This is a genomic window from Tianweitania aestuarii (assembly GCF_018457165.1).
In the GTDB taxonomy this organism is placed as follows: domain Bacteria; phylum Pseudomonadota; class Alphaproteobacteria; order Rhizobiales; family Rhizobiaceae; genus Tianweitania; species Tianweitania aestuarii.
This window is the reverse complement of the sequence record NZ_JAFMNX010000001.1, coordinates 1,049,993-1,075,391: the sequence shown is the minus strand read 5'-3', so window position 1 is coordinate 1,075,391 and position 25,399 is coordinate 1,049,993. Positions and strand designations below refer to the sequence as shown.

Genomic DNA, 25,399 nt, shown 5'->3' with positions numbered 1-25,399 from the left:
AAATCGGCGCGAAAAGCGCATGCAGGGTGCGGTTTGTCAAGAACACGCTCTCCGAGGGCGCATTCCTGTCTGCCAAATGCGCAAATTGCTGCTACTGGTCCACTTAATTCAAGCGTTTTGGATCGCCACATCGCTGTTCTGCGCTCCATATTGCGTGGCTTAGGCCGCATTCCGGATGCCCATGTCGACGCTGCGCCCCCTGATACCCCTCCTGATTGCCGCCGGCATCCTGCTCGGCGGCAACGGCTTGCAAGCCACCCTGATCGCCATCCGCGGCGCATCCGAAGGCTTCCAGCCCTCCATGATCGGCTGGATGGGCACGGCCTATTTCGCCGGCTTCTTCATCGGCTGCCTGTGGATCACCCGCATCATGCAAGCCGTCGGCCACGTCCGCGCCTTTGCCACCTTGGCCGCCATCGCCTCCGCCGCGACCTTGATGCTGATCCTGTGGATCGACCCGTTTGTGTGGGCCGGCGTGCGTTTTGTGACCGGTTTCTGCTTCTCCGGCCTCTTCACGGTGATCGAAAGCTGGCTCAACCAGGGCGCCACGAACAAGGACCGCGCCCGCGTTCTGGCGCTGTATCGCATCGTCGATGTCAGCTCCGTCACCGGCTGCCAGTTCCTTATTCCGCTCGTGGGAACAGAGGGTTATGCAATCTTCTGCATCATGACGATGATGATCACGCTGTCCCTGGTGCCGGTTTCGCTCGGTGACCGGTCCAATCCCGTCGCCCCCGAAGAGGTGAAGCTCAACCTCCGACGCGCCTGGGCGATCTCGCCTCTGGCAGCCATCGGCTGCGTTGCCGTTGGTGTCACGAACGGCTCGTTCCGAACCCTCGCGCCTGTTTACGCGCAACAGCTTGGAATGTCGGAAGCCAACATCGTCATCTTCGTCAGCGCCGGCATTATCGGCAGCGTTCTGCTGCAATATCCCTTAGGCGCCCTGTCCGATCGTTGGGATCGGCGCAAGGTGCTGTTGATCGTCACGGCCGTTTCGATGATCGCAGCCTTTGCGCTGGCCTTTCTGGCAGGCAGCAATGTGCTTGCAAACTTCGCGCTCGTTTTCACCTTCGGCGCCTTTGCCATGACGCTGTTCTCGCTTTGCGCCGCCCATGCCAACGACCATGCCGAAAAGGGCGAGTATGTGCTGGTGACCGCAGCCCTGATGCTGTTCTATTCCATCGGCGCAATCGTGGGCCCGGTGGCAGCGGCCTATGTGATGCAGGTGTTTGGACCGGCGGCCCTGTTCGTTTTCACGGGCATGGTTTATGCCGTACTGATCGTCATCACGCTCTACCGCATGCGTGTTCGTGGGCCGGTCCCTGCGTCGCGGCGCAGCCGCTTTACCGCGCTGTTGCGGACCTCGCCTTTGTTTTCGCGGCTGACGCGCCGCACGCGCACTTCATCGGCGCCGCTGGCAAGCGAATGACGCAATTGCCGTTCTGCGGCCTTGACGTGCCGCGCTTGCGCTGAAAACTGCGCCAACGGAATCGAAAGCAGTCTTTATGAACGTTATCCAGACCCAGGCAGAACTCGAAGACGCCATTGCAGACTTCGAGCAGGCAGACTTCGTGACGGTTGATACGGAGTTCATCCGCGAAACCACCTTCTGGCCTGAGCTCTGTCTCATCCAGATGGCGACACCTGAGCGCAACGCGCTGATCGACCCACTGGCCGAAGGCATCAACCTCACGCCCTTCTTCCGCTTGATGGCCAATACGGGTGTCACCAAGGTCTTTCATGCCGCACGCCAGGACATTGAGATCATCTTCCATCTTGGCGGTCTCGTGCCCTCGCCCGTTTTCGATACGCAGATCGCGGCCATGGTCTGCGGCTTCGGCGAGAGTGTGTCCTATGACCAGCTCGTCCAGAAGATCACCGGCTCGCACCTCGACAAATCCTCGCGCTTCACGGACTGGCGGCACCGGCCGCTGTCGACGAAACAGCTGGAATATGCGCTGGCCGACGTGACCTACCTCATCCCGGTTTACCTGCATCTGAAAACGCAGCTGGAAACGGAAGACCGCGCGCACTGGCTGGCAGAAGAAACGGGTATCCTTACGGCCACTGAAACCTACGACCTGAAGCCGGAAGACGCCTGGAAGCGGCTCAAGATGCGGCTGCGCAAGCCGGTCGAACTCACCGTGGTGCAGCATGTCGCAGCCTGGCGCGAGCGCGAAGCGCGCAGCCGCAACGTCCCGCGTGGCCGCGTGCTCAAGGACGACGCCATTTACGAGATCGCGCAGCAGCAGCCGAAAGATGCGCATGCACTCGGACGGCTGCGTACGACGCCGAAAGGCTGGGAGCGATCGTCGACAGCCTCTGAGTTGCTTGCCGTCATCAACACGGCCCTTGCCGTGCCGAAAGACGAGATGCCGAAGCTGCCGCGCTATTCGCAGCCGGCAGAGGGCACGAGTGCGGGGGCCGAATTGTTGAAGGTTCTGCTGCGCATTGTTGCCGAACAACAGTCCGTCGCACCCAAGATGCTGGCGTCGAGCGATGACATCGAGCAGATCGCTTCCAAGGGCGAAAACGCAGATGTGCCGGCATTGCAAGGCTGGCGCCGCGAAGTGTTCGGCGAACAGGCGTTGAAGCTCATCCAGGGCGAAGTCGCGCTGAAGTTCGAGAAGCGCCGGATCGCGGTGGTAGAGGCAAAAGGCTGAAGCAAAGCTTCAGCCTTTTGCCCGCTTACTGATCCGCGACAACCAGCTCCAGAGCCTTACCACTGACCTTGGCAAGCTGGGCAATGCGCCCGGCCGGCCGCTCTCCGGCGAGATGGGCCAACGCCTTCGGAAGAACGAGCGCCAGGTTGCCGTTCGCCTGCTGCGCCCATTTCAGCTGCGGCAGCACGCCCGGCATGGAAGCCGACAGCAGGTAGACGACCCGCATCATTGCGCCGAGCAGACGCGCGCGCTCCAGATAATGCTTGCCGGCAAGCGACGCGAGTTCCGGCGCGAAACCATCCTGGAACACACCTTCATGACGGAACAAGTTGGCTAGAGCGATAAAGGCACGACCGGGATGGTCGACGCCGATAAAGGAGGCATGCGCGATGATGTTCAGCGACTGCACACCGCGATATTCGGGATGCGCCCGCCAGCCTATATCGGCCACGAGGCAGGCGGTATGGCGCAATCGCGCTTCTGCTGCATTCTCCTTGATCCCCAGCGCCTGCAGCGTCTCGCCTGTCCAAGCCACGAGCTCATGCGCGTGGGTCACGGACCGAGCGCGTAAAACCGCCAGTTCTTCAGCCGCCGAAATGAGTGCATCGGACTTGCGCTCTTCTTCTGTGAGCAGGGAATACAGATAGCCTTCGCGAACACCGAGCGCTGACACGACGATACGCGACGGCTTCATGACAGCCGCGATTTCCTGCAAGGCTGCGGCGCCGTAAGGCAGCAGGCTGCGACGGTTTTTGGAGATCAGGTTGATCCCCTTCATCTTGTCCAACTCGCCGCGCGCTACCTGCCGCAGGAAAGGCGCAATGCTTTCCAGATCCATTTCGTAATGGTGCATGACGTTGAGCGGATAGCCGGTCGAGATCATGTGCAAACGCGCCAGATTGCGCCATGTCCCGCCAACCGCATAGAAGGTGCGATCCTTGCCACCATCGAGCAGATCGGCACGCGCCAGCTGCTTGCGGATGACATCAACTGCCGCCTGCGGCGAGCCCTTCGTCACATCCTGCAGACGTAGGCCACCCAGCGGCAGCGTAATGCCGTCACCGATGACGTCGCCCGCGACATCCACCAGTTCCAGACTGCCGCCGCCCAGATCGCCGGCGATGCCGTCTGGATCATGGAAGCCGGAGATCACGCCGAGCGCCGAGTAATAGGCTTCTTCGCGCCCGCTCAGAACCTTGATGTCGACGCCTAGAATGTCCTCGGCGCGCCGGATGAAGTCCGGTCCGTTTTCTGCTTCACGCGCAGCGGCGGTGGCGATGACATGCAGGCTTTCCGACCCGGCCTGTTCCGCCAGCGCCCTGAAACGGCGGAACTCTTCCACCGAGCGCTGAACGGCTTCCGGATCCAGTCGGCCCGTTGAAACGATGCCACGGCCAAGACCGGCCAGCATCTTTTCGTTGAACAACACAGTCGGTGACCGCGCTATGCCTTCATAGATGACCAGACGGATCGAGTTTGATCCGATGTCGATGATTGAGATCGGACGACGGTCTTGAAGACGCCCTTGCGAGTTCGCGATCATGCGGTGCCTTCAACGCTCCCTTTCTTGCGCTTCTGGCGGGTAATGCGCTTGGGTGCGGATTGTTTCAGTGCATCACCTCGGCCCGACAGGCTTGGGTTCGTCATGAAGTATTCCTGCGCATTAAACGCTTCCTCGCTGCCGTCCCATTCCATACGGCGGGACGTGCCGTCGGCCAGTACTTCAAAGCTCTGTTGATTGTCCATGATGTTGCCGAGCATGATCTGCCCGAGAACCTGTTCATGCACAGTCGGATTGGTGATGGGCACCAGGGTCTCGACGCGGCGATCGAGATTGCGCGGCATGAGATCGGCCGAGCCGATATAGACCAACGCGCCATCAGACGGCAGTCCGCCGCCATTGCCGAAGCAGAAGATGCGGCTGTGTTCCAGGAAGCGGCCGATGATCGACTTGACCCGGATGTTCTCGGACAGGCCCGGCACCTGCGGACGCAAACAGCAGATGCCGCGCACCACCAGATCGATGTCCACGCCGGCGCTGCTCGCATCGTAAAGTGCGTCGATGATCTCGGGATCGACCAGCGAGTTCATCTTCATCCAGATCTGCGCCGGACGCCCTGCCTTCGCATGCTCGATCTCGCCTGCGATGTTCTTCAGGATGCTGGAGCGCAGCGTGAATGGCGAGATCGCCAGCCGCATCTCCTCGGTCGGTTCGGCGTAGCCCGTGATGAAGTTGAAGATCTGCGACACGTCACGGGCGAGCTGCGGATCACAGGTGAAGTAGGACAGATCGGTGTAAATGCGCGCGGTGATCGGGTGATAATTGCCGGTGCCCAGATGCACGTAGTTGCGCAGCTTGCCTTCTTCGCGCCGAACAACCAGCGACATCTTGGCATGGGTCTTCAGCTCCACGAAGCCGAATACGACCTGCACGCCGGCGCGTTCCAGATCGCGCGCCCAGCGGATATTGGCCTCCTCGTCGAACCGCGCCTTCAGCTCGACCAGAGCGGTGACCGACTTACCGGCCTCTGCCGCATCAGCCAGTGCGCGCACGATGGGGCTATCGTTGGAGGTGCGGTAGAGCGTCTGCTTGATCGCGAGCACATCGGGATCGGCTGCAGCCTGGCGCAGATACTGCACCACCACGTCGAAGCTTTCATAGGGATGGTGGACGATGATGTCCTTTTCCCGGATCGCCGCAAAGCAGTCGCCGTTGCGATCGCGCACGCGTTCGGGAAAACGCGGGTTGTAGGGGATGAACTTCATGTCATCGCGCGGGATCGAGGTCAGTTCCGAAATCTGGTTGAGCGCCAGCGGCCCGCGCAGCACGCTGACGCGGCTTTCCGGCACGGCGAGTTCCCGCGCCACGAAGGCGCGCAGTTCAGCCGGCGTTCCGCTGTCGAACTCGATGCGGATCACCTGCCCGCGCCTGCGGCGCTTCAAAGCGGTTTCAAAGAAGCGCACGAGATCCTCGGCTTCTTCCTCCACCTCGATATCGCTATCGCGGATAATCCGGAACGTGCCGGATGCGGTCATCTGGTAGCCGGGGAAAAGCTTGCCAATGAACAGTTCGACAGCATCTTCCAGGAGAACAAGCCGCACTTCCTTGTCCTTCTCCGGCAGGCGGATCAGGCGGCGCAGAGCGGGCGGCATGCGGACCAGAGCGGTCATGGTCTCGTTCAGGCGCTTGTGCTTGAGCGCCAAAGCCATGGTGAAGCCGAGGTTCGGGATGAACGGGAACGGATGGGCCGGGTCGATCGACATCGGCGTGAGAACCGGAAAGATTGCGTCCATGAAGTGCGCTTCGAGCCAGGCTTTCTCATCCTTGGCGAGCGCGCTGGGCTTAACGGTTTCGATGCCTTCCACCTTCAACAACGTGTTGAGTTGGCTCAGACTTGCTTCCTGGTCTTCCTGAAGACGACCGACTTCCAGCAGGATGTTCTCCAGCTGCTCCTCCGGCGTGCGACCATCAGCGGATTTCGCGGCGATCCCTTGGCGCACCTGACCTGCAAGGCCCGCGACGCGAACCATGAAGAACTCGTCGAGGTTGGCGGCCGAGATCGACAGGAATCGAACGCGCTCTAGCAGCGGATGCCGCGCGTTCTGCGATTCTTCCAACACACGTCGGTTGAACTGAAGCCACGAGAACTCCCGATTGACAAAGCGATCCGGGTTTCCGCCCGACGTTTCCACCACCTCCGACGCATCCACCTTCAACTCGCCACGCCGCGGCTTGCTCTCGCTCATCAACAATCTCCCATTCCACCGCTGCACATAGCGCGGCACAATGTAGCGTCATGCAATTGATTTGCGACAGTTTCGTCACGGCCGCTTGCAAACACCCGATTTCTGTTCCAGATGCCGATCACGCAAGCACAGGAGCATGTCATGGCTGGCGGCACTATTCCGCATTTCCAGAACGATGCCGGACATCCGATGATTGAAGTCGGGGTCAAGGAATTCATGTGCGTGGGGGCAAACCCACCTTTCGACCATCCGCATGTCTACCTCGACATGGGCGCAGACAACGAGAAAGTCTGCCCTTATTGCTCGACGCTGTACCGCTACAATGCGGCGCTCGGCGCGGGCGAAAGCGTTCCGGCAGGCAGCCTTTACGAAGTGCACGCGGCCTGATCGGCTGCATGTGCCGGCATGGTCTCTCCCGATAGACCGATCCTGATCGCAGGCGGCGGTGTTGCCGGATTGACCGCAGCACTCACCCTGGCGGCTGAAGGATTTCCCGTGCGCCTGTTCGAGGCCGCACAGGAATTCGGCGAAGTGGGCGCAGGGCTTCAGCTTTCCCCCAATGCGACACATATCCTCCGCCGGCTCGGCGTGCTCGAGCACCTTCTGCCGCATGCGGTGGCGCCAACAGGCGTCGTGCTACGCGATGCAACCACGCTGCGGCAACTCACCGAAATTCCGCTGACAGAAAGTGCCGCCCGCTACGGCGCGCCGTATCTTGTGGCACACCGAGCTGCGATCCAGCAGGCATTGCTTGCAGCGGTGAAAGCCCAGCCTGCTATCATAATCGAGAAAGATGCTCAGGTTCTCAGCGCGGAGTTCGGTACCGACGACGTGACGCTTACGCTTTCCCGCGATGGCAGCACGACGACGATCAAGGGCGCATTTCTGGTGGGCGCAGACGGCGTTTGGTCGAGCCTTCGCCGCTTCGTTCAGCAAGACCAGCCGGTGGATAGCGTGTTTTCCGGCATGACGGCGTGGCGCACAACGATCGACCGCGGCACAGCCGAGGCACTCGGCCTTTCCTCGCTGATCCGCTTCGACAAGGTGTCGACCTTCCTCGACCCGAAAGCGCATTTGGTGGCTTACCCGATCTCGGCAGGCAAAGCGCTGAATCTGGTGGCCATCACGCGCGGAACGGCGGGCACAAAAGACTGGTCTCAGACCGATGGCCAAGCCGCGTTGACTGCGTTTCTGTCGCGCCTGGGAGCGCCGCTTCAACATTTGAGTACGCTAACAACATGGACGCGTTGGCCGCTTTACAGCGCACCGGCGGGTTTGAAGTGGACCGCTCGGAGGCTTGTGCTGACCGGCGATGCGGCGCACGCGATGCTTCCATTCGCTGCACAAGGCGCAGCCATGGCGATCGAAGACGCTGCCGTTCTGGCGAGCCTGCTTGGCCAGCATCGCACTGATCTTGAACGCGCCTTGCCGCTCTATGAAGCCGAACGCCGACCGCGTATCGATCGCCTTCTGGCTCGTGGTAAGCTGAACCGCATGGCGTGGCACGCGGCCGGCCCGATCGCCTTTGGTCGCGACATGGTGCTGCGCTTGAAGGGGCCGCAAAGTCTCGCGCGCGATCTCGACTGGCTTTACGGCTGGAAGGAGCCGCGCGAGCAGCGCTGACCCCTTCCAGACTTCGTCTCCAGCCTAGTGCAGGATCTGGCTGAGGAAGAGCTTGGTGCGCTCGTGCTTCGGATCGTTGAAGAACTCGGCTGGCGTGTTCTGCTCGACGATCTGTCCCTGATCCATGAAGATCACACGATTGGCGACTTTGCGCGCGAAACCCATTTCGTGGGTCACGCACAGCATGGTCATGCCTTCTTCGGCGAGACCAACCATCGTATCCAGCACTTCCTTGATCATTTCCGGATCGAGCGCAGAGGTCGGCTCATCGAACAACATGATGCGCGGGTTCATGCAAAGCGAGCGGGCGATTGCCACGCGCTGCTGCTGACCGCCGGAAAGCTGGCCTGGATATTTGTTGGCTTGCTCCGGGATCTTCACACGACGCAGGAAATGCATCGCCGTTTCCTCGGCCTGCTTCCTTGGCGTCTTGCGAACCCAGATCGGCGCCAAGGTGCAGTTCTCGAGGATCGTCAAATGCGGGAACAGGTTGAAGTGCTGGAACACCATGCCGACATCGCGGCGCACTACGTCGATCTTCTTCAGATCATCCGTCAGTTCTGTGCCATCGACAATGATCTGGCCCTTCTGGTGCTCTTCCAGACGGTTGATGCAGCGGATCAGCGTCGATTTGCCGGAGCCTGACGGACCGCAGATAACGATGCGCTCGCCGCGCATGACCTTGAGGTTGATATCACGCAGAACGTGGAAGTCGCCATACCACTTGTGCATGCCCTTGATATCGACAGCCACTTCCGTGTCGGAGATGTGCATCTTCGAACGGTCGACATCACGATCCTGATCGCTGACGGCATTCTCGATTGCCATAGTCTTCTTTCCTTTGGCGTTTGCGCCTGTGTGTCCTGACGAGTTCGCGATTGCGCCTAGCGCCGATGCCCTGTGTCCAGCCGCCGCTCCATGAACATGGAATAGCGCGACATGCCGAAACAGAAGATCCAGAAGATCAGCGCCGCAAACACATAGCCGGTCTTGGCCGTCTGCGGTGTGGCCCAGGTCGGATCGCCTGAAATGCTCTGCTTTACGGTGCCCAGCAGGTCGAACATCGAAATGATCAAAACCAGCGTCGTGTCCTTGAAGAGGCTGATGAAGGAGTTGACGATGCCGGGAATAACCAGTTTCAACGCCTGCGGCATCACGATCAGCCCCATCTTCTGCCAGTAACCGAGGCCGAGTGAATCAGCGCCTTCGTATTGGCCGCGAGGGATGGCCTGGAGACCACCGCGAATGACTTCTGCCATGTAAGCCGAGGCAAACAGCGCCACGCCGATCAAGGCACGCAGCAGCTTGTCGAACGTCACGCCGGGCGGAACGAACAGCGGCAACATGAATGCCGCCATAAACAGCACCGTCACCAGCGGCACACCGCGCACCGTTTCGATGAAGATCACCGACAGCAGCTTGACCACCGGCATGCGTGACCGTCGTCCGAGCGCCAGAAGAATGCCGAGCGGCAGCGACACCGCGATGCCCACATAAGACAGAACCAGCGTGACCATCAGGCCACCCCAGAGCGACGTCTCTACATGCTGCAAGCCAAACACGCCGCCCAATAGAAGGATGAAGGCGACAACAGGGAATACGCCGAAAATAAGGACCGCATTCAATCCCTTGTACGGCACTCGCGGGATCAGCAGGGGCACGAGCAGCGCAATGAAAATCACGCCAGTGAGGATGACGCGCCAGCGCTCGTCCAGCGGATAGCGGCCGAACATAAAGTAGCCGAAGCGGCTGCTGACGAAGGGCCAGCACGCCCCTGACCACCCAACCGGCAGTTCTCCACCTTGTGCCGTGGTCAAGCAGGCGGTGCGGTCCGCACCCGTCCAAACAGCGTCGAACAGCACCCAGCTCAGTATCTTGGGCAGGAACCAAGCCACCGCGACAATCGCAATGGCGGTCATGAGCGAGTTCAACGGCGTTGCAAAGAGGTTCTTGCGACCCCAGGCGAACGCTCCAGCCTCGCGACTTGGCGCGCGCTGCGCCAGTGTCATTTCGGTCCGTACCCAGGAGAGATCGTGCTCTTGCATGGTCTATCTCTCGTTAAGGGCCATTTTGGCGTTGAACCAGTTCATCAGAAGCGACGTCAGCAAGCTGATGGTGAGGTAAACCACCATGAACACGACCACCACTTCGATCGCCTGACCCGTCTGGTTGAGGATCGTTCCGCCAACCGCATAGAGGTCGGGATAGCCGATGGCGACGGCCAGAGACGAGTTCTTGGTGAGGTTGAGATATTGGCTGGTCAAAGGCGGAATGACGATGCGCATGGCTTGCGGAATCACCACCATCCGCAAGCTCTGGCTTGAGCTCAATCCGAGAGCCGCAGCCGCTTCGGTCTGCCCCCGGCTCACGCCCAGAATGCCGGCGCGCACGATCTCGGCAATGAAGGATGCCGTATAGAAAGACAGAGCCAGGAAGAGAGACAGGAATTCCGGCTTGATGTTGAGGCCGCCGTTGAGGTTGAACGCACCTTTCTGCGGCAGGTCGAATGTCAGAGGCATTCCGGCAAGAAAGAAGCCCAGGAGCGGCATGCCGAGGATCAAGGCGACGCTTGTCAGGAAAACGGGAAACTGCTGGCCCGTGGCAGCCTGACGTGCCTTTGCCCGTCTCGCCACGAAGTAGCTGAGCGCCACACCTATCGCCAGTCCGGCGAGAACAAGCCATGCGCCCTCACCCCAAACCGGGCTCGGGAGATAAAAACCACGGCTGTTCAGGTACGAGCCGAAAGGCAGCACATAGCTTCCACGCACGTTCGGCAAGAGCGCCAGAACACCCTGATACCAGAACAGGATCACCAGCAACGGCGGGATGTTGCGGAAGATTTCGACGTAAACGGTAGCAATCTTGCGGATCAGCCAGTTGTTGGAAAGGCGCCCGATGCCAACCAGAAAGCCGATGATCGTCGCAGCGATAATACCGGTGACGGCCACCATCAGCGTGTTGGCAATGCCGACAACGAGTGCGCGTCCGTAAGTGGAATTTGAGCTATACGCGATCAGCTGATCGGAAATATCGAAACCCGAGCGCCCTTTGAGAAAGTCAAAGCCGGTCGAGATGTTGGAGCGGCGAAGATTTTCCAGCGTGTTGTCGACAATCCACCACACGCCCAGAATGAGCAGCAGGACGACAACGATCTGTACGAAAAGGCTTCGGATGCGCGGATCATAAAGGAACGACGCCCTGCCTGGGCTGACGTCCTCTGTCACGTCTTGTGTTGCCACGGGGTTCCCTTCCCACGGTCTTGATATGAGGCGGCCGTGTTCTTGAGACCGGTCCTGCCGTGGCTGCGTCGTCGAGGTGCCGAAGCACCCCGACGATTGTTCAGCTCGCCCTTAGCGGATTGGCATGCCGTACTGCAGGCCGCCCTTCGTCCACAGCGCGTTTACGCCGCGTGCGATCTTCAGCGGGCTACCCGAACCGACATTGCGCTCGAAGATCTCGCCATAGTTGCCGGTCGCCTTGATGATGTTGACGACCCAGTCATTGGTGAGGCCGAGATCGGTGCCGATCTTGGTTTCAGCTTCGGTTCCAAGCATGCGCTTAATGTCCGGATTGGCCGAGTTCTTCATCTCCTCGACATTTGCCTGCGTGACGCCGGCTTCTTCTGCGTTCAGAAGAGCGAAGTAGGTCCACTTCACGACGTCCAGCCACTGATCGTCACCCTGGCGAACGGCTGGTCCGAGCGGCTCCTTGGAGATGATTTCCGGCAGAACGACGTGATCGTCCGGGGATGCCATCTGCAGGCGTACGCCGTAGAGACCGGACTGATCCGTGGTGTAGGCGTCGCAACGACCCGAGTCATAAGCCGCATTGGCTTCTTCAAACTTTTCGAAAACAACCGGATTGTATTCCATGTTGTTGGCGCGGAAATAATCGGCGAGGTTCAGCTCGGTCGTGGTGCCCGCCTGCACGCAGATGGAAGCGCCGGACAGCTGCATGACCGAGGTGATGCCTTCGAGCTTCTTCGAATTGATCATGAAGCCCTGGCCGTCATAGTAGGTGACGCCAGCAAAGTTGAAACCAAGCGCGGTGTCGCGGTTGATCGTCCAGGTCGTGTTGCGCGAAAGCATGTCGATTTCGCCTGACTGAAGCGCGGTGAAGCGATCCTTCGCCGAAAGTCCGGTGAACTTCACCTTGGTCCCATCGCCGAACACGGCAGCGGCAACGGCACGGCAGAAATCAGCATCGAGGCCGGTCCATTCACCCTTGTTGTCCGGCGCAGAGAAGCCAGCCAGACCGGTGTTGACGCCGCATTGCAGGAAGCCTTTTGCCTTCACGTCGTCCAGCGTTGCTGCCGAAGCCGTGGCAGCGGAAGCGGCAAGCACGCCTGCACCAACCAGCATCTTGATGACTGTTTTCATTACCACAACCCTCTTGTCGCGCCGAAGCGTCCTGATCTTATTTGGAGAGTGAACGATGCTGCCGGGTGTCGCAGCCATACTGGCACCCTTCATCAGTCCCTCACACCGGCATCGAAAGCGATATTGAGCCAGTGGTCAAGGGCGAAAGGGCCAGGAAGCTTTTTTGTTGTGCAATAATAACGGCCTGCTCGCCTCTTCATCATACCAAAGGATAAGAGGCTGAGCCGTTGCCGCTACGTCGTTCAAGCGGCACGACGAAAGCACGGCACCGGCAGCAAATGGTCGTGTTGCGCACGAAAGGCGATCTCACGTTGCGCCAGCCAGCGCGCAAGCGACAGCACGACCAGGAAGCCAAGCGTGAAGCCTGCAACGATGTCGCTTGGATAATGCGCATCCGCTGCAACGCGGCTTGCCGCCATGAACAGACCTGCGGCCAGAAAGAACCACCGGAAGCGCGGAAGCCAGGCCATCAGGATCACTGTCAGTGCCGCAGCAGTGGTGGAATGGCCGGATGGAAAGCTCGCAAAATCATGCGCAACGGTAAATGGCTGCAGGTGCAACTGCCCGAAATCGTCGAACAGAACCGGTCGCGCGCGCCCAAAAATTATCTTGAAGACGTTGGTGACCATCAACGCTCCGCCAACCGCGACAACCACAAAGATGGCCTGTTCATAAAGGTTCGACCAAACACGTCGCGCCCCGCTATCGGGTTTTCCCCAGTCTGCGACGCCTGCAATCAGAACAAGAAGCGCAGCTGGAACAAGGTACCATTGAATACGCACCAGATCCGTCCAATCGGCCATAAAGACGCGCAGCGGCGCCTGTGAGGCACGCACGGCCGCATTGATTCGACCGTCTACAAAACTCAGCGCGATGATCAGGAAGGCCGCAGTCCAGGCAATGATCGTCATCGTCTGCGTCCAGATGGGCTCCGCTCCATCAACGGGACCAGACCGGAGCTGCGTCCAACCTTGGCGCATACGGTAGATGAAGCGTTGCGTGCCGCGCTCAGGTTCGCTCGGAGAATTTTCAGGTTGCGGTGGAAGCGAGTTGGTCAAGCGAAGGCCTTTGCATGGCGAGATGATTGGTCCAGCAGAACTGGCAGGTTGCGCTTGAGCTAGTGCATGCGTAACCGTCGGCAAACAAGTTTCACGAGGTCACGATGACGACGTCAACAAGCGGCAAGCAGGGCATGAACACGCGGCTGGCACATGGTGGCCACGATCCGAAGAGCTTTCACGGCTTCGTCAACCCGCCGGTGGTTCATGCCTCCACGGTTCTGTTTCCCAATGCCGACACCATGCGTCGACGTGACCAGAAATACACGTATGGCACGCATGGTACGCCAACCACAGACGCGCTTGCCGCCGCCATAGACGCGCTCGAGGGCACTGCCGGCACGCTACTCGTTCCATCGGGGCTTGCAGCCGTCACCGTGCCGCTGCTGGCCTTTCTGTCATCGGGCGATCACGTGTTGATCACCGATTCGGTTTATTTCCCGACCCGTCGTTTCGCCGACACGGTTCTGAAACGCCTCGGCGTCGCCGTCACCTACTATGATCCGCTGATCGGCGGCGGCATCAAAGCGCTGTTGCAGCCGAACACCAAGGTCGTATTCACGGAATCACCGGGCTCGAACACGTTCGAAATTCAGGACATTCCTGCGATCGCAGCCGCCGCGCACGAGGCTGGTGCCGTTGTGATGATGGACAACACCTGGGCAACGCCGCTTTACTTCCGCTCTGTGGATCATGACGTGGACGTCATCATTCAAGCGGCCACCAAATATCCGGCGGGCCATTCGGACGTGCTTCTGGGCACGATGTCCGCGATCGAGCCTTATTTCGCCAAGCTGGAAGAGACCTACAGCGCGCTTGGCATGTGCGCAGGTCCTGACGACGCGTATCAGACATTCCGCGGCTTGCGAACGATGGGCGTCAGGCTCGAGCACCACCGCAAATCCGCGCTGGAACTCGCGCAATGGCTGGAACAGGAGGAAGGCGTGGCCGAGGTGCTGCACCCTGCCCTGGAATCGTTTCCGTCCCACGACCTTTGGAAGCGCGACTTCACCGGATCGAGCGGCGTCTTCTCGATCGTTCTTGATAGCGCCAACACAGCGCAGACCGATGCGTTCCTCGATGCCTTGCAGATTTTCGGGCTCGGTTACTCCTGGGGCGGATTCGAAAGCCTCGCGGTGCCGGTCTCCCTTGCCGACCGCACGGTTGCGAGCCGCGACTATGCAGGCCCCGTTATCCGCCTGCAGATCGGCCTCGAAGATGTGGAAGATCTGAAGGCGGATCTCACCAAAGCGTTGGCCGCCGCAAAAAGCGCTTAAGAATGCGCACTTTTCCTGTTCGTGGTCTTGCCATCGCGCGATCCGCCCTCTAGGAGACGCGCATTGGCGGAGTGTAGCGCAGTCTGGTAGCGCATCTGGTTTGGGACCAGAGGGTCGGGAGTTCGAATCTCTCCACTCCGACCATTATTTCCCAAGGACTTAGCTAGCTTCCCGTGTGAACGGGTCCGGAACACCGGGAGCCATACGGGAAGTTGTACGGAAAAGCTTTCCGTACGAGGGTGGCGGCACAGGGGGAGTGATCGTCAATGAATGAGCTGAACGCGCTCCAAATCTTTACGACTGTCCTTTCCGGAACCTTTGTGGGTTCGCTGCAAGACCCGTCATTTCTCATCATCCTGCTGGCGTCGCTTTGTGCTGGCTTTGCAGCTCGCAAGTCATGGGTAGTGCTTCTGATAGCTGCTGGTGCCGCCGCAATCAGGATTGCCGTTGCATTCCCGACCGGCAGCCCGTTGTTCAGCTATATCTTGCTTGCCATCGGCACGATCTTTCTGATGGCAGCGTCAGTTGGGTATGTTGTTCGACGTTTAGCCGCCGCTGCTTCCGACGGATAGGGCTACTTCCGCAGCGCCGGCAAGGCGCGATCGACCCGGGCCAGTTTATCCATGATCACATAGAGGATCGTCACGGTGCAGCGCCGCACGCGCTGTGCCTGTGAAGGTTCGTGTTCTTCCTGCAAGAAAAGTGCAGCGTCGGTCAGGCTGCGGGCTTCTGCAATTTCATGGTCGATCGTCTGGAGTGCGTTGTTCGAACGAAACTGAATCATCTCTCTTCCCAAGTCCGGCAGTTCGTAGGCTAGAATATATTCCTATACACTGTCTCAGGCGGGAGTGTGGATCAACGGGCTGTTGAAAAGTTTCCCATCACGGCCCGGTGAAGGTCAGAAGCGTTGCGAATGCAGGGTTCTTGATGCGCCGGCGAAGATGATCTGCCAGCTGCTTTATCCACGTCTGGCTAAAGCCCGATCTCCGTTTCGCCGCCGGCGTCGTACCATGTGATCATCTTGCGCATGGCCTCGTCGGCCATTTCCGGATGGCGCGCGAGATAGTGTTTCAGCACTTCCGTGGCGCTCTCGATCGAGTGGCCGGTGACGCTGATGATCTCGGGGATGGTTGCGCCGGCGAGCGCCATCCATGTGACTGAGGTGTCGCGCCAGTCGAGATCCCAGAAGCCTTCGCATTCCGGGCAAGGCTCAAGCACAACCCTGCCCGCCTTGTCCTTCGCACCCGAGACCGCCACCTTGCGGATCTCGGCGAAGGTGCGCGACCAGTGGTCTCCCGAGAACGGCACCCAACGTTGTTCATCCAGCACGAAGTGCGAGAACAGCGCTTCGACGGCGCGGCGTTCCTTGTCCGTCGCTCTCAACATCGCTTCTGCGTAAACCGCCTTGCGGCGCTCCTGAGCCTTGGCGCGGCGTGCTTCCAGTTCCGGGGCTTGCAGGATTGCGACCATCGCTCCGGTCTTCGCCTGGCGGAACAGACGCCGGTTCCTGTGCAGGCCTTTCTCTTGAAGTGAAATGCGATCGTTCTGCCGTTGACCGGTCCAGAGCGCCAGCACGATCATGTCGCCACCTTCCGGCCGGCCGATATGATCGGCGGCGGCGATGAAGGCTTCGACCATCTTGCGGGTGGCAAAGCGCACGCGTGGTGCGGGCTTCGACATGCGGATGCGGAAGCACGGGTTGACCGGCAGACCGCGCACTCGGCCGTTGAGCTGACCCCAGCTGATGGCGGCCGACAGCGTCAGCACCGCACCACGCGCGGATGCAAGGCCGCGTTCGGTCCAGAGCTTTTCAAACATGCTGCGAATCGTCGGCTGTTCCAGCGAGCGCACGGGTGCATTCCAGATCATCGGATGATCGCGCTCGATCAGGCTCAGCTTGTATTTGAGATCGATGATCGTGTTTGGCTTGAAGCCCTCGGGCGGCGGCCGCTGGAAGCGCGGGCTGCGCTGCCAGTCCTCGAACAGTTGGGCCACGGTGTAGATCGCGACCGGCCGCTTGCCTGTAGCTTTGCGCGTTTTCGTCTTGGCGGCCGCCAGCTCCTTCACGAAGCGATCAGACCAGTCGACGGCCTCTCCGCGCGTAAACCAGCGGCCGTCCTCATGGCGCAGATCCTTGCCCTTGTGGCCGGCATCGCGCAGATCCTTGGCCGGATCGAAGCGCGGGCGGCCGTCGCGCCAGTTGACGTGTGGGTGGGGTGACTTCCTAGGCATTGCGATCTCCGGGGCTGGCGGCCGGGTGCGATCGAGCAACATGCAACACGGCATGGCAAATGAGAAGCGGCCGGGCGGGTGCTCGATACATACCCCTGCCCGGCCGTGCCGCTCTCCTGGGAGGATGGAGAGAGGGAACTTTGATCAGGTCAGTCTGCGGATCTCGCCGGTCGCACGGCCTTCCAAGTCGCGGACCGCTTCGAACCCATCGGGAACAGTAAAGGTCTGCCGATTGGCGGTGACCACTTCGACGATCTCAGTCGATAGGAGCTGCGTTTTCAGCTCACAGATCTTGGCCGACATTTCGTTGTGCCGCTCCATCATCTTCACCATCATGGCCTCGTCGAACTCGACGCGCGGCCGGATGGCTTCGGCGAACTGCTTGATGTGGGCTTTCACCATCTGGATCGACACGTCGCCTTCGGCGAAGACGAAGGTGGTGAAGCGCTTCACGGTTTCGTCGAAGCTTTCATGCGGCGGGGCACTCGCTTCCTTGATCGCACTGGCGAAGGCGACGGTAAGCCGCTCTCGGGAGACGTGGTCGCAGCCATAGATGTCGGAAAAGCCATCGGCCCATTCGTAAGCCCGCTCCCAAACCTCGCCTTCTAAGTCGGCTTCGGTGAGAACCGGCCCCTGTTCCTGCGGCTCGCCGAACATGGCGGCAAGCAAGGCATCGTCATTAGTGGTCATTGGCTGGCTCCAGCGGATCGAGGCGCACAGCCGTTTCGGGCTTGTAGGTGAGTTCGAAACCGCTGCGGCGCGGCTTCGGCTGGGCGAGCAGCATGAAGGAGACGGCGAGGCTGAGAAGGAAGGTGATGCCGACCAGCATGACGAAGTTGCCGAAGTCTGCCCATTCCAGAAAGGCGCGCATGGCTTGCTCGAGCATGGTCATGCGCTCTGCCTCCGATCGCGGCGAACCTCGATCACGGCTTGCACCTGGCGGCCGGCGCCGGTGGGAACGAGCTGCGTGTTCTTTTCCATTCGCGCGAGGCCGAGCCCCTTGAGCGAGCTGGCGACATTGAGCGAGATCTTGTTCGGCACAGCGCCATAGCCATTGCGGGCACGCATCAGGCGAAGCGGCGAACAGATCAGGTTAAGAGCGCGGCGCTGTTGCGCCGACAACGTGCGAGGGTCTGGCAGCTGAGTCATGCCCGGCCCTCCGCCTTGGCGGCACGACGACGCTTTTCTTGCAGGACCCACTCAGCTGCGCGCTCGAAGTGCGCACGGTTCATGCCAGAGAAGTCGCCAGTGTCTTCAAATCCTTCGCCGGCAAGCGCTACGTCTAAGGCCGCAGACATGGCGTCAAGGAGCGGAGTTGTGAGCCTTGCCATTATGACCGGCCCTCCGCCTTCTGTTACCTCGCTCATGCCATCCCCCCGCCGTAGTGCAGCGCGAGCTGTTCCTTGTAGGTTGCGATCATATCGCCGCCGGCGGTGTTGTCGTTGGTGGGTTCGGCCAAGGCCGTGACGACGCCGCCGGCGCGCAGCCAGGCGACAACCGGACGCCGCGGCCAAACCGGGCCGCATGGCAGCTTCCGGGGGAAGCCCTTTTCCTGTGCGAGCTTGGACCAGTTACGCCGCAGCCAGTTGGGCGAGCGGCCGATAGCTTTGGCGACCTCGTCGAGGTCGGCGACTTCTTCCGAAAGCATGCCTCGTCTCCGTTTGTTGATTCGAGGCTAGAATATGCGTCCTCGCAAATTTGTAAATAGAGATTTGCGTGAACTCGTTAACGCGCAAACGAAAGACGAAAGTGTTTGCACGATCTGCGTCCGGACGTTTGTTAGAGATGCGCGCCGGCGCTACGTCCGGACGTTTGTTCCGCAGCGGTCATGCGTAAACGTCCGGACGTTTGTTAGGTCAAACGAAAGCACCCCGCGTCCGGACGTTTGTTCCGGCGCAGGGCGCAGCAGGGCTGATAGGAAGATGCTTAGTGGCGCGGGCGGATCAAACCGGTCTCGACACCGACAACGCTCACACGCATGTCGTCGATGACTTCCGGCCGGCTTGGACCGCTCTTGGCCGAATGCGTTGTCACGTAAGGGGGATCATACCGCCGCAAAACGGTTTCGGTTGAGCCCGTGGCGAGATCCCGAAGCTGCACACAAACAATGTCGCCGGGCTTCGGCCTCTTGTTCTGGTCGATCAACACCACGTCGCCGGGGATAACGCCGAGCATATCGAGGGCCCAATTCTTGGCGATCCAGGCAGCAACACCGTTGCGTGTTCCCACGGCGGCTTTCACTGCAGCTTCAACCCAGTCCGGCAGCTTCTCCGGACCCTGCGCATCGTAGGGCATCGCCTCGCCCTCACCCAAGCCTGGTACTGCCTGCTGACCCGGCATGACGTTTTTCGCCACGCCGGAAAAGACGGCGATCGCATCAAGCGTTCGGTCGGTGATGGTCAGCTTGCCGCTGTTGTCGTTCATGTAGCGCGTCACGGTGGAAGGCGACAAACCGCTCTTCACCGCCAGCTCTGAAAGCGACAGGTTAAGGTAGGCCGCGACGGCCTTGATCCAATCTTTGGTAGCTCTGGGCGTGTTCATACGCCGAAAGCTAATTTGTGAACTCACACAACTGGACACTGATACGCTACTTGCAAAATTTGCGTAGACGCATATCACCATGCAAATACAAACGACAAGGTGATTCGCGTGATTTCAGAAATTGAGCAGCGGAGAACGCAAGCAGCGGTCAGTCAAAAAGACCTCTGCGCAAGAGCTGGCGTCGATGCCACCACGTACAGCCAGCTAAAGCGCGGCCGTCGCGGTGCGATGGTCAAGACGATGGACAAGCTTAGCCGGGCTCTCGACCAGATCATCAAGGAGAAAGATCGTGGCTGAGATCCAGACGACGCGCGAACTGGCGCGACAGGCGGCAATTTTCGAGAAGCTGCGCCGCGATTACTTCGCGCTGTATCTCAGCGTCTCACCGCTCGCGCTGGAAGCAGCGCGCAAGGCGCAGGTGGCGGCATGAGCGTCCGCAAATGGCAGCTGCCAGCTTTGCGCCAGGAGCAACTTACAGCTCAATGTCGGGAGTGGTCTTGGCCACCTTTCGAGAAAAGCGCTGCGGTGGCTAACATGGACTCGGCCTCCTCGCGCACCAAAGAGAGCCACAAGCGGCGATCCTCATCGGACCCCTTCATCTTGAAGTCGACCGCTTGGACGACATTGTCCGCAGTGTGGGGCATGCCAGCCATTGCTAGAACCGCAAAGGCTTGCATCGTCAGCACTGCGACAAAGATATTCCGTTCGAGTTCGTCCATCGGTCGCTTCCTTTCAAGCCGGCCTGCACGCTCCAGCGATTCCACGCGACGGAGCAAGCCCTGATGGTGTCGCTCGATGTCTGTGTGCAGGTTCCGGACGCGGTGTCGAAGGACACCGGGCGCATCCGCATTGCCGGCCTGACCCCTGACAGCCGCATCATCGTCGTTGCCTCGCTGAAAGCCGGCGACACGATTGCGGATCACGAATTCTCCTTTGGGCTCGATGACGGTATGCGACTGGCGGAAGCCTGCCTATCCGGCGATCGACGCGCCCTGACCTCCCCGGGCTTGGCCCGCAAACTCTCGGCTACCTTGGCGATCCTGTTCCGCGTCTGCGTCCAATCCGGTGCCATCTAGAAACAAGGCAGCATTGATGACGGCGACGGACTTTTCCCGGATCGAGGCGAAGCGGACAGCGATGAAGATCCCGGTCAGTGACCTCACACAGGCCGCCGGCTTGAGCGAGCGCAGCTACCGTCGCTTCCGGCAAGGCCAGATCACGCCGCGCCCCTCAACGATCGCGCGGCTGAACAATGCCCTGCGCCAGTTCAAGGCGAGCGTCGGCAAGGAAACCGGCGATCTCGGGCCTGTGTCGACCTTCAAGATGAGCGTGGTTGTGGCCGCCTTCTATCTCGACGGCAACCCGCATGGCGCTCTCAACATCGACCCGCGCCGCAAGGGCATCGCGGCCGACGCTGGGCTTGAAGGCTCGCGCATCCGGCGTGTCGCCTATTGGATCATGAACCAGATGTTCGGGTTCAGCCAAACCGACACCGCGCGCGCGGCCGATGTGACCAAGCAGGCCGTGTGCATCGCGCTCGGCGAGCTGGAAATGCAGCGCGACACCGACCGCGACCTAGACCGCGTCCTGACCCGGATCGAAGAGGTGTTCTCGTGAGCTTCGATCCGTGGACCGTGGAACCGCGCGAGCATCCGGCGAACGATACCGCTGACGTGACCGACAGCAGCCAGACGGTCGCGGCCGGCGAGCTGCGCGCCTTCATCGAGCGCATCGAGCGTCTGACACAGGAACGCAAGGATCTCGCCGACGATTTGAAGGACGTTTACGCCGAGCTCGGCGGCCGGGGCTACGACAAAAAGGCCGTTCGCACGGTCGTGAAGCTGCGCGCCATGGACGATGCCGAGCGGCAGGAATGGGAAAGCCTCGTCGATCTCTACAAGATCGCGCTGGGGATCGCATGAGCCGCCTCGCCTCAACCGCTGTGATGGCGCGTCGGCATGAGCCGGCTGACAGCCTCGACTATTTCCCGACGCCGCCATGGGGCACACGCGCGCTGTGCCACCATGTCTTGCCCGCCATCTGGACCGCAGACGATCGCTTCGCCTGCACGGCCTGGGATCCAGCCTGTGGTGAAGGGCATATGGCGCTTGCGCTTGGCGAATATTTTCGCAGCGTCGGGGCTTCCGATATCTTTCCTTACGGGTTCGGCAGCGTTTCCGACTTCCTGCACCCCAACACGGAAGGGCAGGCCGATTGGATCGTCACCAATCCGCCCTTCATCAGCGGCCCGGACTTCATCGCCAAGGCGCTGCGGCTCGCCACGCGCGGCGTTGCGGTACTGGTGCGCACGGCCTTTCTTGAAGGGGAAGATCGACTCGCCACCCTCTACAGCCACCGACCGCCGGCGCTGATCGCGCAGTTCGCCGAACGCCTGCCGATGCACCGCGCCCGCTGGGTTGTCGATGGCAAATCAGCCACAGCCTATTGCTGGCTGGTGTGGCGGCGCGATCAAGCGCCGGGCACGCGCTTCATGTGGATCCCCAAATCGCGAAAGACGCTCAGCCGTCATGACGACTGGCTGCGGTTCGGCGGCTGCGTGGATCTCAAGAAGTCGCATCCGGCGTGGCGCGCGGAGAATGAGAACGTCACGCGGGCGGACATCGTGGAACGGCAAAGCTGGAGGCTGGCGGCTTGATAATCACCTCAAGTGATAGGCGCCGGCTTAATCACCACCGGATGTGGGGTGGCCTGAATGTATTGCGACCAATCCAAATCCCACCCCTCTCCTACGGGCGGGTTGCTCGGATCATAGAAGTTAAGGTCCGCACGAATATCTCTGAAACCCCGCTTTGGCGCACCCAATATTGCGGTACCCGAGAATTCACAGTTGGAGAATTTACTAGAGAGAACCGCGTAGTTGGTAAGCGACAAGAAGTTACAATGGTTGAACTCGCAGTTAACAAACGACATCAGCCTAGCATCTATAGTGCAGAACTCAAATCTGCATTCGACGAATGTTCTGTTAAGGCCGCTCTTTTGCCTAATTTCCTCGAGGGAGATTACGGCTTCTTTGATCGAAAGATTGACGATTCCGTCAAGGAAGCCGGAGAACCGTTTCAGTCCATAATTGATGTGAGCAAAAGCAAGAACGCGATCCGGTGCGTTCGCAAAGATCTCATTTTGAGTTTTGACGATGTCACGGATCAGTTCCGGATCACGGACGCTGGCGTTTCGCTGAACGTAGGAGACAAGCAAATTGCGCACGGGAAGGTGGTACTTATCACTGCCGCTCTCTGCGAGTGTTTGCAACGTCAAGTAGCCTGCGCGGATCTTTGGCTCGTTATCATCGGAAAGCAGCTCAGCTCCATTCTGCAGCAGGCTTGCCAGGTTGTTTTCCTGGGTCACAGCTATCTGATGGCGAAGCTGATCCAATTGATCAAGTCCTGTGTCGGCCTGACGAACAGAGATGAAACCGCGCCAGATCACTGTGCAGAAAGTCACGGCCGCTATAGCCAACGCGCCGAATGGAGCTACCGACTGCACATAGAGCGCCCGCTGTTGGAAATCTGCCAGCGCAGAAGCACGCACGCCGGCCCACAACGCTGCCAATCCAAGGATCACTGCGAAGCTTATGGCCAAGCAAAGTGCGACAACCTCTCTGTTGTGAGGTTTTGGTTCGTACTTCTCAGACTGCACAGCCATGTCTTTCTCCAAGATGCTGTCAGTAATGCTTTGCGATTGCGTCGCCGGCAAGAAGAGGTCTTGCCTCTATGAACAGCAAAGGCGACCTCGACCTCATCAAGGGTCAGTTGCAGGATCGCATTCGTGATCTTTGCCAGCGCCTGTTGCCTGACGGCCGCGAGGAAAGCGGCCAGTGGGTGGCGTTCAACCCGATCGAGGGCGATTACAAGGCTGGCCGTCTGCCGGCGTTCAAGGTTCGACTGCGCGGCGGCGTTATCGGCGCTTGGAAGGATTGGCGATCGGATGCCGCCGGCGACGTGATCAAGCTCGTCGCGTATCTCCAAGGCACCGATACCTCCGGCGCGCTCGCCTGGAGCCGCGACTTTCTCGGGCTCAAAAGCATGTCGCGCGAAGAACGCGAGGGCATGCGGCGCGTGAGCCAAGAACGCAAGGTGCGCGCCGAGAAGGATGACGCACGGCGGCGCGCCGCCAAGCTGGCCGGTGCGGAAAAGCTGTTCAACCTGGCGACGACGAGCGCCTATGCAGAAGGCCGCCCAGCTGAACTGCACGCGCTCGCTTATTTCACCGGGCGCGATGTACCGTTGCGTGCGATTCCCGATCTTGCCCGATCGAGCTTCCGGTTTTCATCCGCCACCGAGTGGTGGAAAGGCGCGACCTGGTCGAGCGAGAACGGCCGTCGCTTCAAGACGGCCGCCGGCCCGATCTTCCCGGCCGTTCATTCTGCCATGCGGCAATGGAACGGCGTCATTTCCGCCTGCCATGTCACGTTTTTGGATCCTGTGAAGCCGGTGAAAGCGCCGGTTTCGCCGCCCAAACTGATGTTTGGCGAGGCGCTGGGTGCCGTCATCGAGATCTCCGCCGGCCCAAGCGGCGAACCGTTCTGGATGACGGAAAAGCCTGCACCGCTTGTGGTGGCGGAAGGCATCGAGACGGCCTTGTCGTTCGCGCTCGCCGCGCCGGAAGCCCGAGTGTGGGCCTGCGGTTCGCTCGCCGGCGTCGGCAACGCGCCAATCGGCCTGCCTTGCGTGTCGTGGGTGCTGTTTGCCCGCGATAACAACCACGGCAATTCCCAGGCGCAAAAGCAGTTCGAAACCGCCCTCTCCAAGCTGGAGGAAAGCGGCAAGACGATCCGCGTGGAAGCCAGCCACGTGGGGGATGACTTCAACGATCTGGCGCAAGGAGAAGAGTGATGGTGGTAAACAGGCATCAACGCCGTGCGGCAGAAAAGGCGGCACAGGAACCCGGCGCAAGCCAGGACACCAGACAGGAAGCGGCGGCCGTGGCGCTCGAAGGTGCACCGGCCGACGAGCAGAGCCAAGAGGACAAGCAGAAGGAAGCCAGCGAGGCGATCGGCACTGTCGAAAGCTCAAGCCCGCCGGCGGAACCCATTAACAGCGGCGAGGTCGCGCCTGATGGCGCAGATGAACAGCGGCTCGAAGATCAGGAGGCAAGGAGCGCGGATGGCAAAACGGTCGAGCCGATCAGCGCCGGCGAGAAGCCGCAAGAAAATAGTCAACCCGTGGAATCGTCTGCCGGCGATAAAGGCGACATCGGATCCGATCAACCTGCCGTACGAGGGCCAGAGGATGGTGCAGCCGCTGATGTTCTTCGGCAGCCCGGGGCGAACAATTCTGGTGCATCGGCTCACGATGGCGCTGGCGATCGAGCTGCGTCGCACGGGCATGTGGTGAACGACAGCGACGGCTCTGTCGACGGCGAGGCATTTGAAGAAGAGCAGGACGAAGCGGAAGTGACGCCGAACGTGCTGGCGGCCGCCGGCGCGGCCTCGATGGCCTACGGCACCGACATTCGGGTTCTCCGTGTTGATGTCAGCTGGCTCCGCCCGATCGGCGGCAACCGGCCGTCGCTGATCCGCCGCGCCAACGTGCTTGCCAAGTTCATCCGCGACAATCCGGACGCGCCGCACCATGCCTGCGTCATCCACCTTCAGCGCAACGGCTTTCCGGAAGTGCCGGACGCCGACCCTCGCGGGCTTGTCGCCTACCAGGTGTTTGCCACTACGTTGCACGCGCTCGACAAGATCGACGCCGATGCCGCGCGCGCGGCCGAGCCGAAAGGCGATGGTGCACCCGCGCCGATCTATGCGGATGCCGGCGGCATGTTGCCGGAAAGCGGCGGCCTCACGGCCGGCGGCTACGGCAGCCTTTAAGCCCACCCTGTTCCCTGCCCGATGCTCGCGGCGGTATGTCGCCGCG

The 25,399-nt window shown here is 60.5% G+C and carries 30 protein-coding genes and 1 tRNA gene; 15 read left to right on the top strand and 16 right to left on the bottom strand.

The genetic code is table 11. The features are described from left to right. Positions 1 to 181: 181 nt before the first annotated feature. Positions 182 to 1,429 (top strand): MFS transporter, encoded by a 1,248-nt coding sequence (locus JYU29_RS05190; protein WP_213983651.1) that lies wholly within the window; start codon positions 182 to 184, stop codon positions 1,427 to 1,429. A gap of 76 nt (positions 1,430 to 1,505) precedes the next feature. Then, complete coding sequence (rnd, locus tag JYU29_RS05185) at positions 1,506 to 2,663, top strand: ribonuclease D (protein WP_213983650.1); 1,158 nt, start codon at positions 1,506 to 1,508, stop codon at positions 2,661 to 2,663. Between the two features lie 25 nt (positions 2,664 to 2,688). On the opposite strand, the gene ppx is transcribed toward rnd, so the two are convergent. Next, positions 2,689 to 4,206: an exopolyphosphatase gene (gene ppx / locus JYU29_RS05180; protein WP_213983649.1), complete on the bottom strand. Its 1,518-nt coding sequence runs from the start codon at positions 4,204 to 4,206 to the stop codon at positions 2,689 to 2,691. Further along, the gene (locus JYU29_RS05175; protein ID WP_213983648.1) at positions 4,203 to 6,410 is read right to left on the bottom strand and encodes an RNA degradosome polyphosphate kinase; all 2,208 of its coding nucleotides are present in this window, start codon (positions 6,408 to 6,410) and stop codon (positions 4,203 to 4,205) included. The genes ppx and JYU29_RS05175 overlap by 4 nt, the downstream gene beginning before the upstream one ends. A 141-nt stretch (positions 6,411 to 6,551) precedes the next feature. On the opposite strand from JYU29_RS05175, the gene JYU29_RS05170 reads away from it, so the two are divergent. Both JYU29_RS05170 and JYU29_RS05165 read left to right on the top strand, forming a co-directional pair. Next, a complete protein-coding gene (locus JYU29_RS05170) occupies positions 6,552 to 6,797 on the top strand; it encodes a zinc-finger domain-containing protein (protein WP_213983647.1) in 246 nt (81 codons plus the stop codon). A gap of 18 nt (positions 6,798 to 6,815) precedes the next feature. Next, positions 6,816 to 8,033, top strand: coding sequence for an FAD-dependent monooxygenase (locus JYU29_RS05165; protein WP_213983646.1), 1,218 nt, complete (start codon positions 6,816 to 6,818; stop codon positions 8,031 to 8,033). Positions 8,034 to 8,057: 24 nt separating this feature from the next. Here JYU29_RS05165 and JYU29_RS05160 read toward each other — a convergent pair whose 3' ends face one another. The 5 genes from JYU29_RS05160 to JYU29_RS05140 all read right to left on the bottom strand — a co-directional run bounded on the left by JYU29_RS05160 (position 8,058) and on the right by JYU29_RS05140 (position 13,323). Then, entirely contained in the window at positions 8,058 to 8,861 is an 804-nt protein-coding gene (locus JYU29_RS05160) for an amino acid ABC transporter ATP-binding protein (RefSeq protein WP_284144893.1), read from the bottom strand. A 56-nt stretch (positions 8,862 to 8,917) separates the two neighbouring features. Continuing rightward, positions 8,918 to 10,078: an amino acid ABC transporter permease gene (locus JYU29_RS05155; RefSeq protein ID WP_213983645.1), complete on the bottom strand. Its 1,161-nt coding sequence runs from the start codon at positions 10,076 to 10,078 to the stop codon at positions 8,918 to 8,920. A gap of 3 nt (positions 10,079 to 10,081) precedes the next feature. Further along, on the bottom strand, positions 10,082 to 11,272 hold the full coding sequence (locus tag JYU29_RS05150; protein ID WP_213983644.1) for an amino acid ABC transporter permease: 1,191 nt from the start codon (positions 11,270 to 11,272) through the stop codon (positions 10,082 to 10,084). Positions 11,273 to 11,383: 111 nt separating this feature from the next. Further along, a complete protein-coding gene (locus JYU29_RS05145) occupies positions 11,384 to 12,412 on the bottom strand; it encodes an amino acid ABC transporter substrate-binding protein (RefSeq protein ID WP_213983643.1) in 1,029 nt (342 codons plus the stop codon). 242 nt (positions 12,413 to 12,654) lie between these two features. Continuing rightward, entirely contained in the window at positions 12,655 to 13,323 is a 669-nt protein-coding gene (locus JYU29_RS05140) for a phosphatase PAP2 family protein (protein WP_213983642.1), read from the bottom strand. Positions 13,324 to 13,574: 251 nt separating this feature from the next. Between JYU29_RS05140 and JYU29_RS05135 the strand changes: the two genes are divergently transcribed. From JYU29_RS05135 to JYU29_RS05125, 3 genes are all read left to right on the top strand, one after another. After that, the gene (locus JYU29_RS05135; protein ID WP_213983641.1) at positions 13,575 to 14,747 is read left to right on the top strand and encodes a cystathionine beta-lyase; all 1,173 of its coding nucleotides are present in this window, start codon (positions 13,575 to 13,577) and stop codon (positions 14,745 to 14,747) included. A gap of 67 nt (positions 14,748 to 14,814) precedes the next feature. Beyond that, positions 14,815 to 14,891: transfer RNA gene (locus tag JYU29_RS05130), tRNA-Pro, on the top strand. 122 nt (positions 14,892 to 15,013) lie between these two features. Next, complete coding sequence (locus JYU29_RS05125) at positions 15,014 to 15,319, top strand: hypothetical protein (protein ID WP_213983640.1); 306 nt, start codon at positions 15,014 to 15,016, stop codon at positions 15,317 to 15,319. Between the two features lie 2 nt (positions 15,320 to 15,321). On the opposite strand, the gene JYU29_RS05120 is transcribed toward JYU29_RS05125, so the two are convergent. The 7 genes from JYU29_RS05120 to JYU29_RS05090 all read right to left on the bottom strand — a co-directional run bounded on the left by JYU29_RS05120 (position 15,322) and on the right by JYU29_RS05090 (position 19,520). Beyond that, positions 15,322 to 15,531: a hypothetical protein gene (locus JYU29_RS05120; RefSeq protein ID WP_213983639.1), complete on the bottom strand. Its 210-nt coding sequence runs from the start codon at positions 15,529 to 15,531 to the stop codon at positions 15,322 to 15,324. Between the two features lie 188 nt (positions 15,532 to 15,719). Beyond that, positions 15,720 to 16,979 (bottom strand): site-specific integrase, encoded by a 1,260-nt coding sequence (locus JYU29_RS05115; protein WP_213983638.1) that lies wholly within the window; start codon positions 16,977 to 16,979, stop codon positions 15,720 to 15,722. Positions 16,980 to 17,123: 144 nt separating this feature from the next. Next, positions 17,124 to 17,669: a hypothetical protein gene (locus tag JYU29_RS05110; protein ID WP_213983637.1), complete on the bottom strand. Its 546-nt coding sequence runs from the start codon at positions 17,667 to 17,669 to the stop codon at positions 17,124 to 17,126. Continuing rightward, a complete protein-coding gene (locus JYU29_RS05105) occupies positions 17,659 to 17,871 on the bottom strand; it encodes a hypothetical protein (RefSeq protein ID WP_213983636.1) in 213 nt (70 codons plus the stop codon). The genes JYU29_RS05110 and JYU29_RS05105 overlap by 11 nt, the downstream gene beginning before the upstream one ends. Then, the gene (locus tag JYU29_RS05100) at positions 17,868 to 18,128 is read right to left on the bottom strand and encodes a hypothetical protein (RefSeq protein WP_213983635.1); all 261 of its coding nucleotides are present in this window, start codon (positions 18,126 to 18,128) and stop codon (positions 17,868 to 17,870) included. The genes JYU29_RS05105 and JYU29_RS05100 overlap by 4 nt, the downstream gene beginning before the upstream one ends. A 214-nt stretch (positions 18,129 to 18,342) precedes the next feature. After that, positions 18,343 to 18,627 carry a hypothetical protein gene (locus JYU29_RS05095; RefSeq protein WP_213983634.1) on the bottom strand — a complete coding sequence of 95 codons (285 nt, stop codon included), beginning with the start codon at positions 18,625 to 18,627 and terminating at the stop codon, positions 18,343 to 18,345. Positions 18,628 to 18,905: 278 nt separating this feature from the next. Beyond that, a complete protein-coding gene (locus tag JYU29_RS05090; protein WP_213983633.1) occupies positions 18,906 to 19,520 on the bottom strand; it encodes a LexA family transcriptional regulator in 615 nt (204 codons plus the stop codon). Positions 19,521 to 19,628: 108 nt separating this feature from the next. Between JYU29_RS05090 and JYU29_RS18285 the strand changes: the two genes are divergently transcribed. After that, positions 19,629 to 19,817, top strand: coding sequence for a helix-turn-helix domain-containing protein (locus JYU29_RS18285; RefSeq protein WP_213983632.1), 189 nt, complete (start codon positions 19,629 to 19,631; stop codon positions 19,815 to 19,817). Then, positions 19,810 to 19,950 carry a hypothetical protein gene (locus tag JYU29_RS05080; protein WP_213983631.1) on the top strand — a complete coding sequence of 47 codons (141 nt, stop codon included), beginning with the start codon at positions 19,810 to 19,812 and terminating at the stop codon, positions 19,948 to 19,950. Before JYU29_RS18285 ends, JYU29_RS05080 begins: the two co-directional genes overlap by 8 nt. Before the next feature lie 49 nt (positions 19,951 to 19,999). Here the strand turns inward: JYU29_RS05080 and JYU29_RS05075 are convergent, their stop codons facing one another. Beyond that, the gene (locus tag JYU29_RS05075; protein WP_213983630.1) at positions 20,000 to 20,239 is read right to left on the bottom strand and encodes a hypothetical protein; all 240 of its coding nucleotides are present in this window, start codon (positions 20,237 to 20,239) and stop codon (positions 20,000 to 20,002) included. Between the two features lie 63 nt (positions 20,240 to 20,302). Between JYU29_RS05075 and JYU29_RS05070 the strand changes: the two genes are divergently transcribed. From JYU29_RS05070 to JYU29_RS05055, 4 genes are read left to right on the top strand one after another with little or no spacing between them, the layout of a single operon-like run. Next, positions 20,303 to 20,596 carry a hypothetical protein gene (locus JYU29_RS05070; RefSeq protein WP_213983629.1) on the top strand — a complete coding sequence of 98 codons (294 nt, stop codon included), beginning with the start codon at positions 20,303 to 20,305 and terminating at the stop codon, positions 20,594 to 20,596. 16 nt (positions 20,597 to 20,612) lie between these two features. Then, the gene (locus tag JYU29_RS05065) at positions 20,613 to 21,137 is read left to right on the top strand and encodes a hypothetical protein (RefSeq protein ID WP_213983628.1); all 525 of its coding nucleotides are present in this window, start codon (positions 20,613 to 20,615) and stop codon (positions 21,135 to 21,137) included. Between the two features lie 17 nt (positions 21,138 to 21,154). Beyond that, on the top strand, positions 21,155 to 21,442 hold the full coding sequence (locus tag JYU29_RS05060) for a DUF2312 domain-containing protein (RefSeq protein WP_213984275.1): 288 nt from the start codon (positions 21,155 to 21,157) through the stop codon (positions 21,440 to 21,442). Then, positions 21,439 to 22,176, top strand: coding sequence for a class I SAM-dependent methyltransferase (locus JYU29_RS05055; protein WP_250157181.1), 738 nt, complete (start codon positions 21,439 to 21,441; stop codon positions 22,174 to 22,176). The genes JYU29_RS05060 and JYU29_RS05055 overlap by 4 nt, the downstream gene beginning before the upstream one ends. A gap of 8 nt (positions 22,177 to 22,184) precedes the next feature. Here JYU29_RS05055 and JYU29_RS05050 read toward each other — a convergent pair whose 3' ends face one another. Beyond that, complete coding sequence (locus JYU29_RS05050) at positions 22,185 to 23,183, bottom strand: hypothetical protein (protein ID WP_213983627.1); 999 nt, start codon at positions 23,181 to 23,183, stop codon at positions 22,185 to 22,187. 68 nt (positions 23,184 to 23,251) lie between these two features. Between JYU29_RS05050 and JYU29_RS05045 the strand changes: the two genes are divergently transcribed. Then, complete coding sequence (locus JYU29_RS05045) at positions 23,252 to 24,373, top strand: toprim domain-containing protein (protein WP_213983626.1); 1,122 nt, start codon at positions 23,252 to 23,254, stop codon at positions 24,371 to 24,373. Next, positions 24,373 to 25,353 carry an ICP22 family protein gene (locus JYU29_RS05040; RefSeq protein WP_213983625.1) on the top strand — a complete coding sequence of 327 codons (981 nt, stop codon included), beginning with the start codon at positions 24,373 to 24,375 and terminating at the stop codon, positions 25,351 to 25,353. Before JYU29_RS05045 ends, JYU29_RS05040 begins: the two co-directional genes overlap by 1 nt. Positions 25,354 to 25,399: the final 46 nt, after the last annotated feature.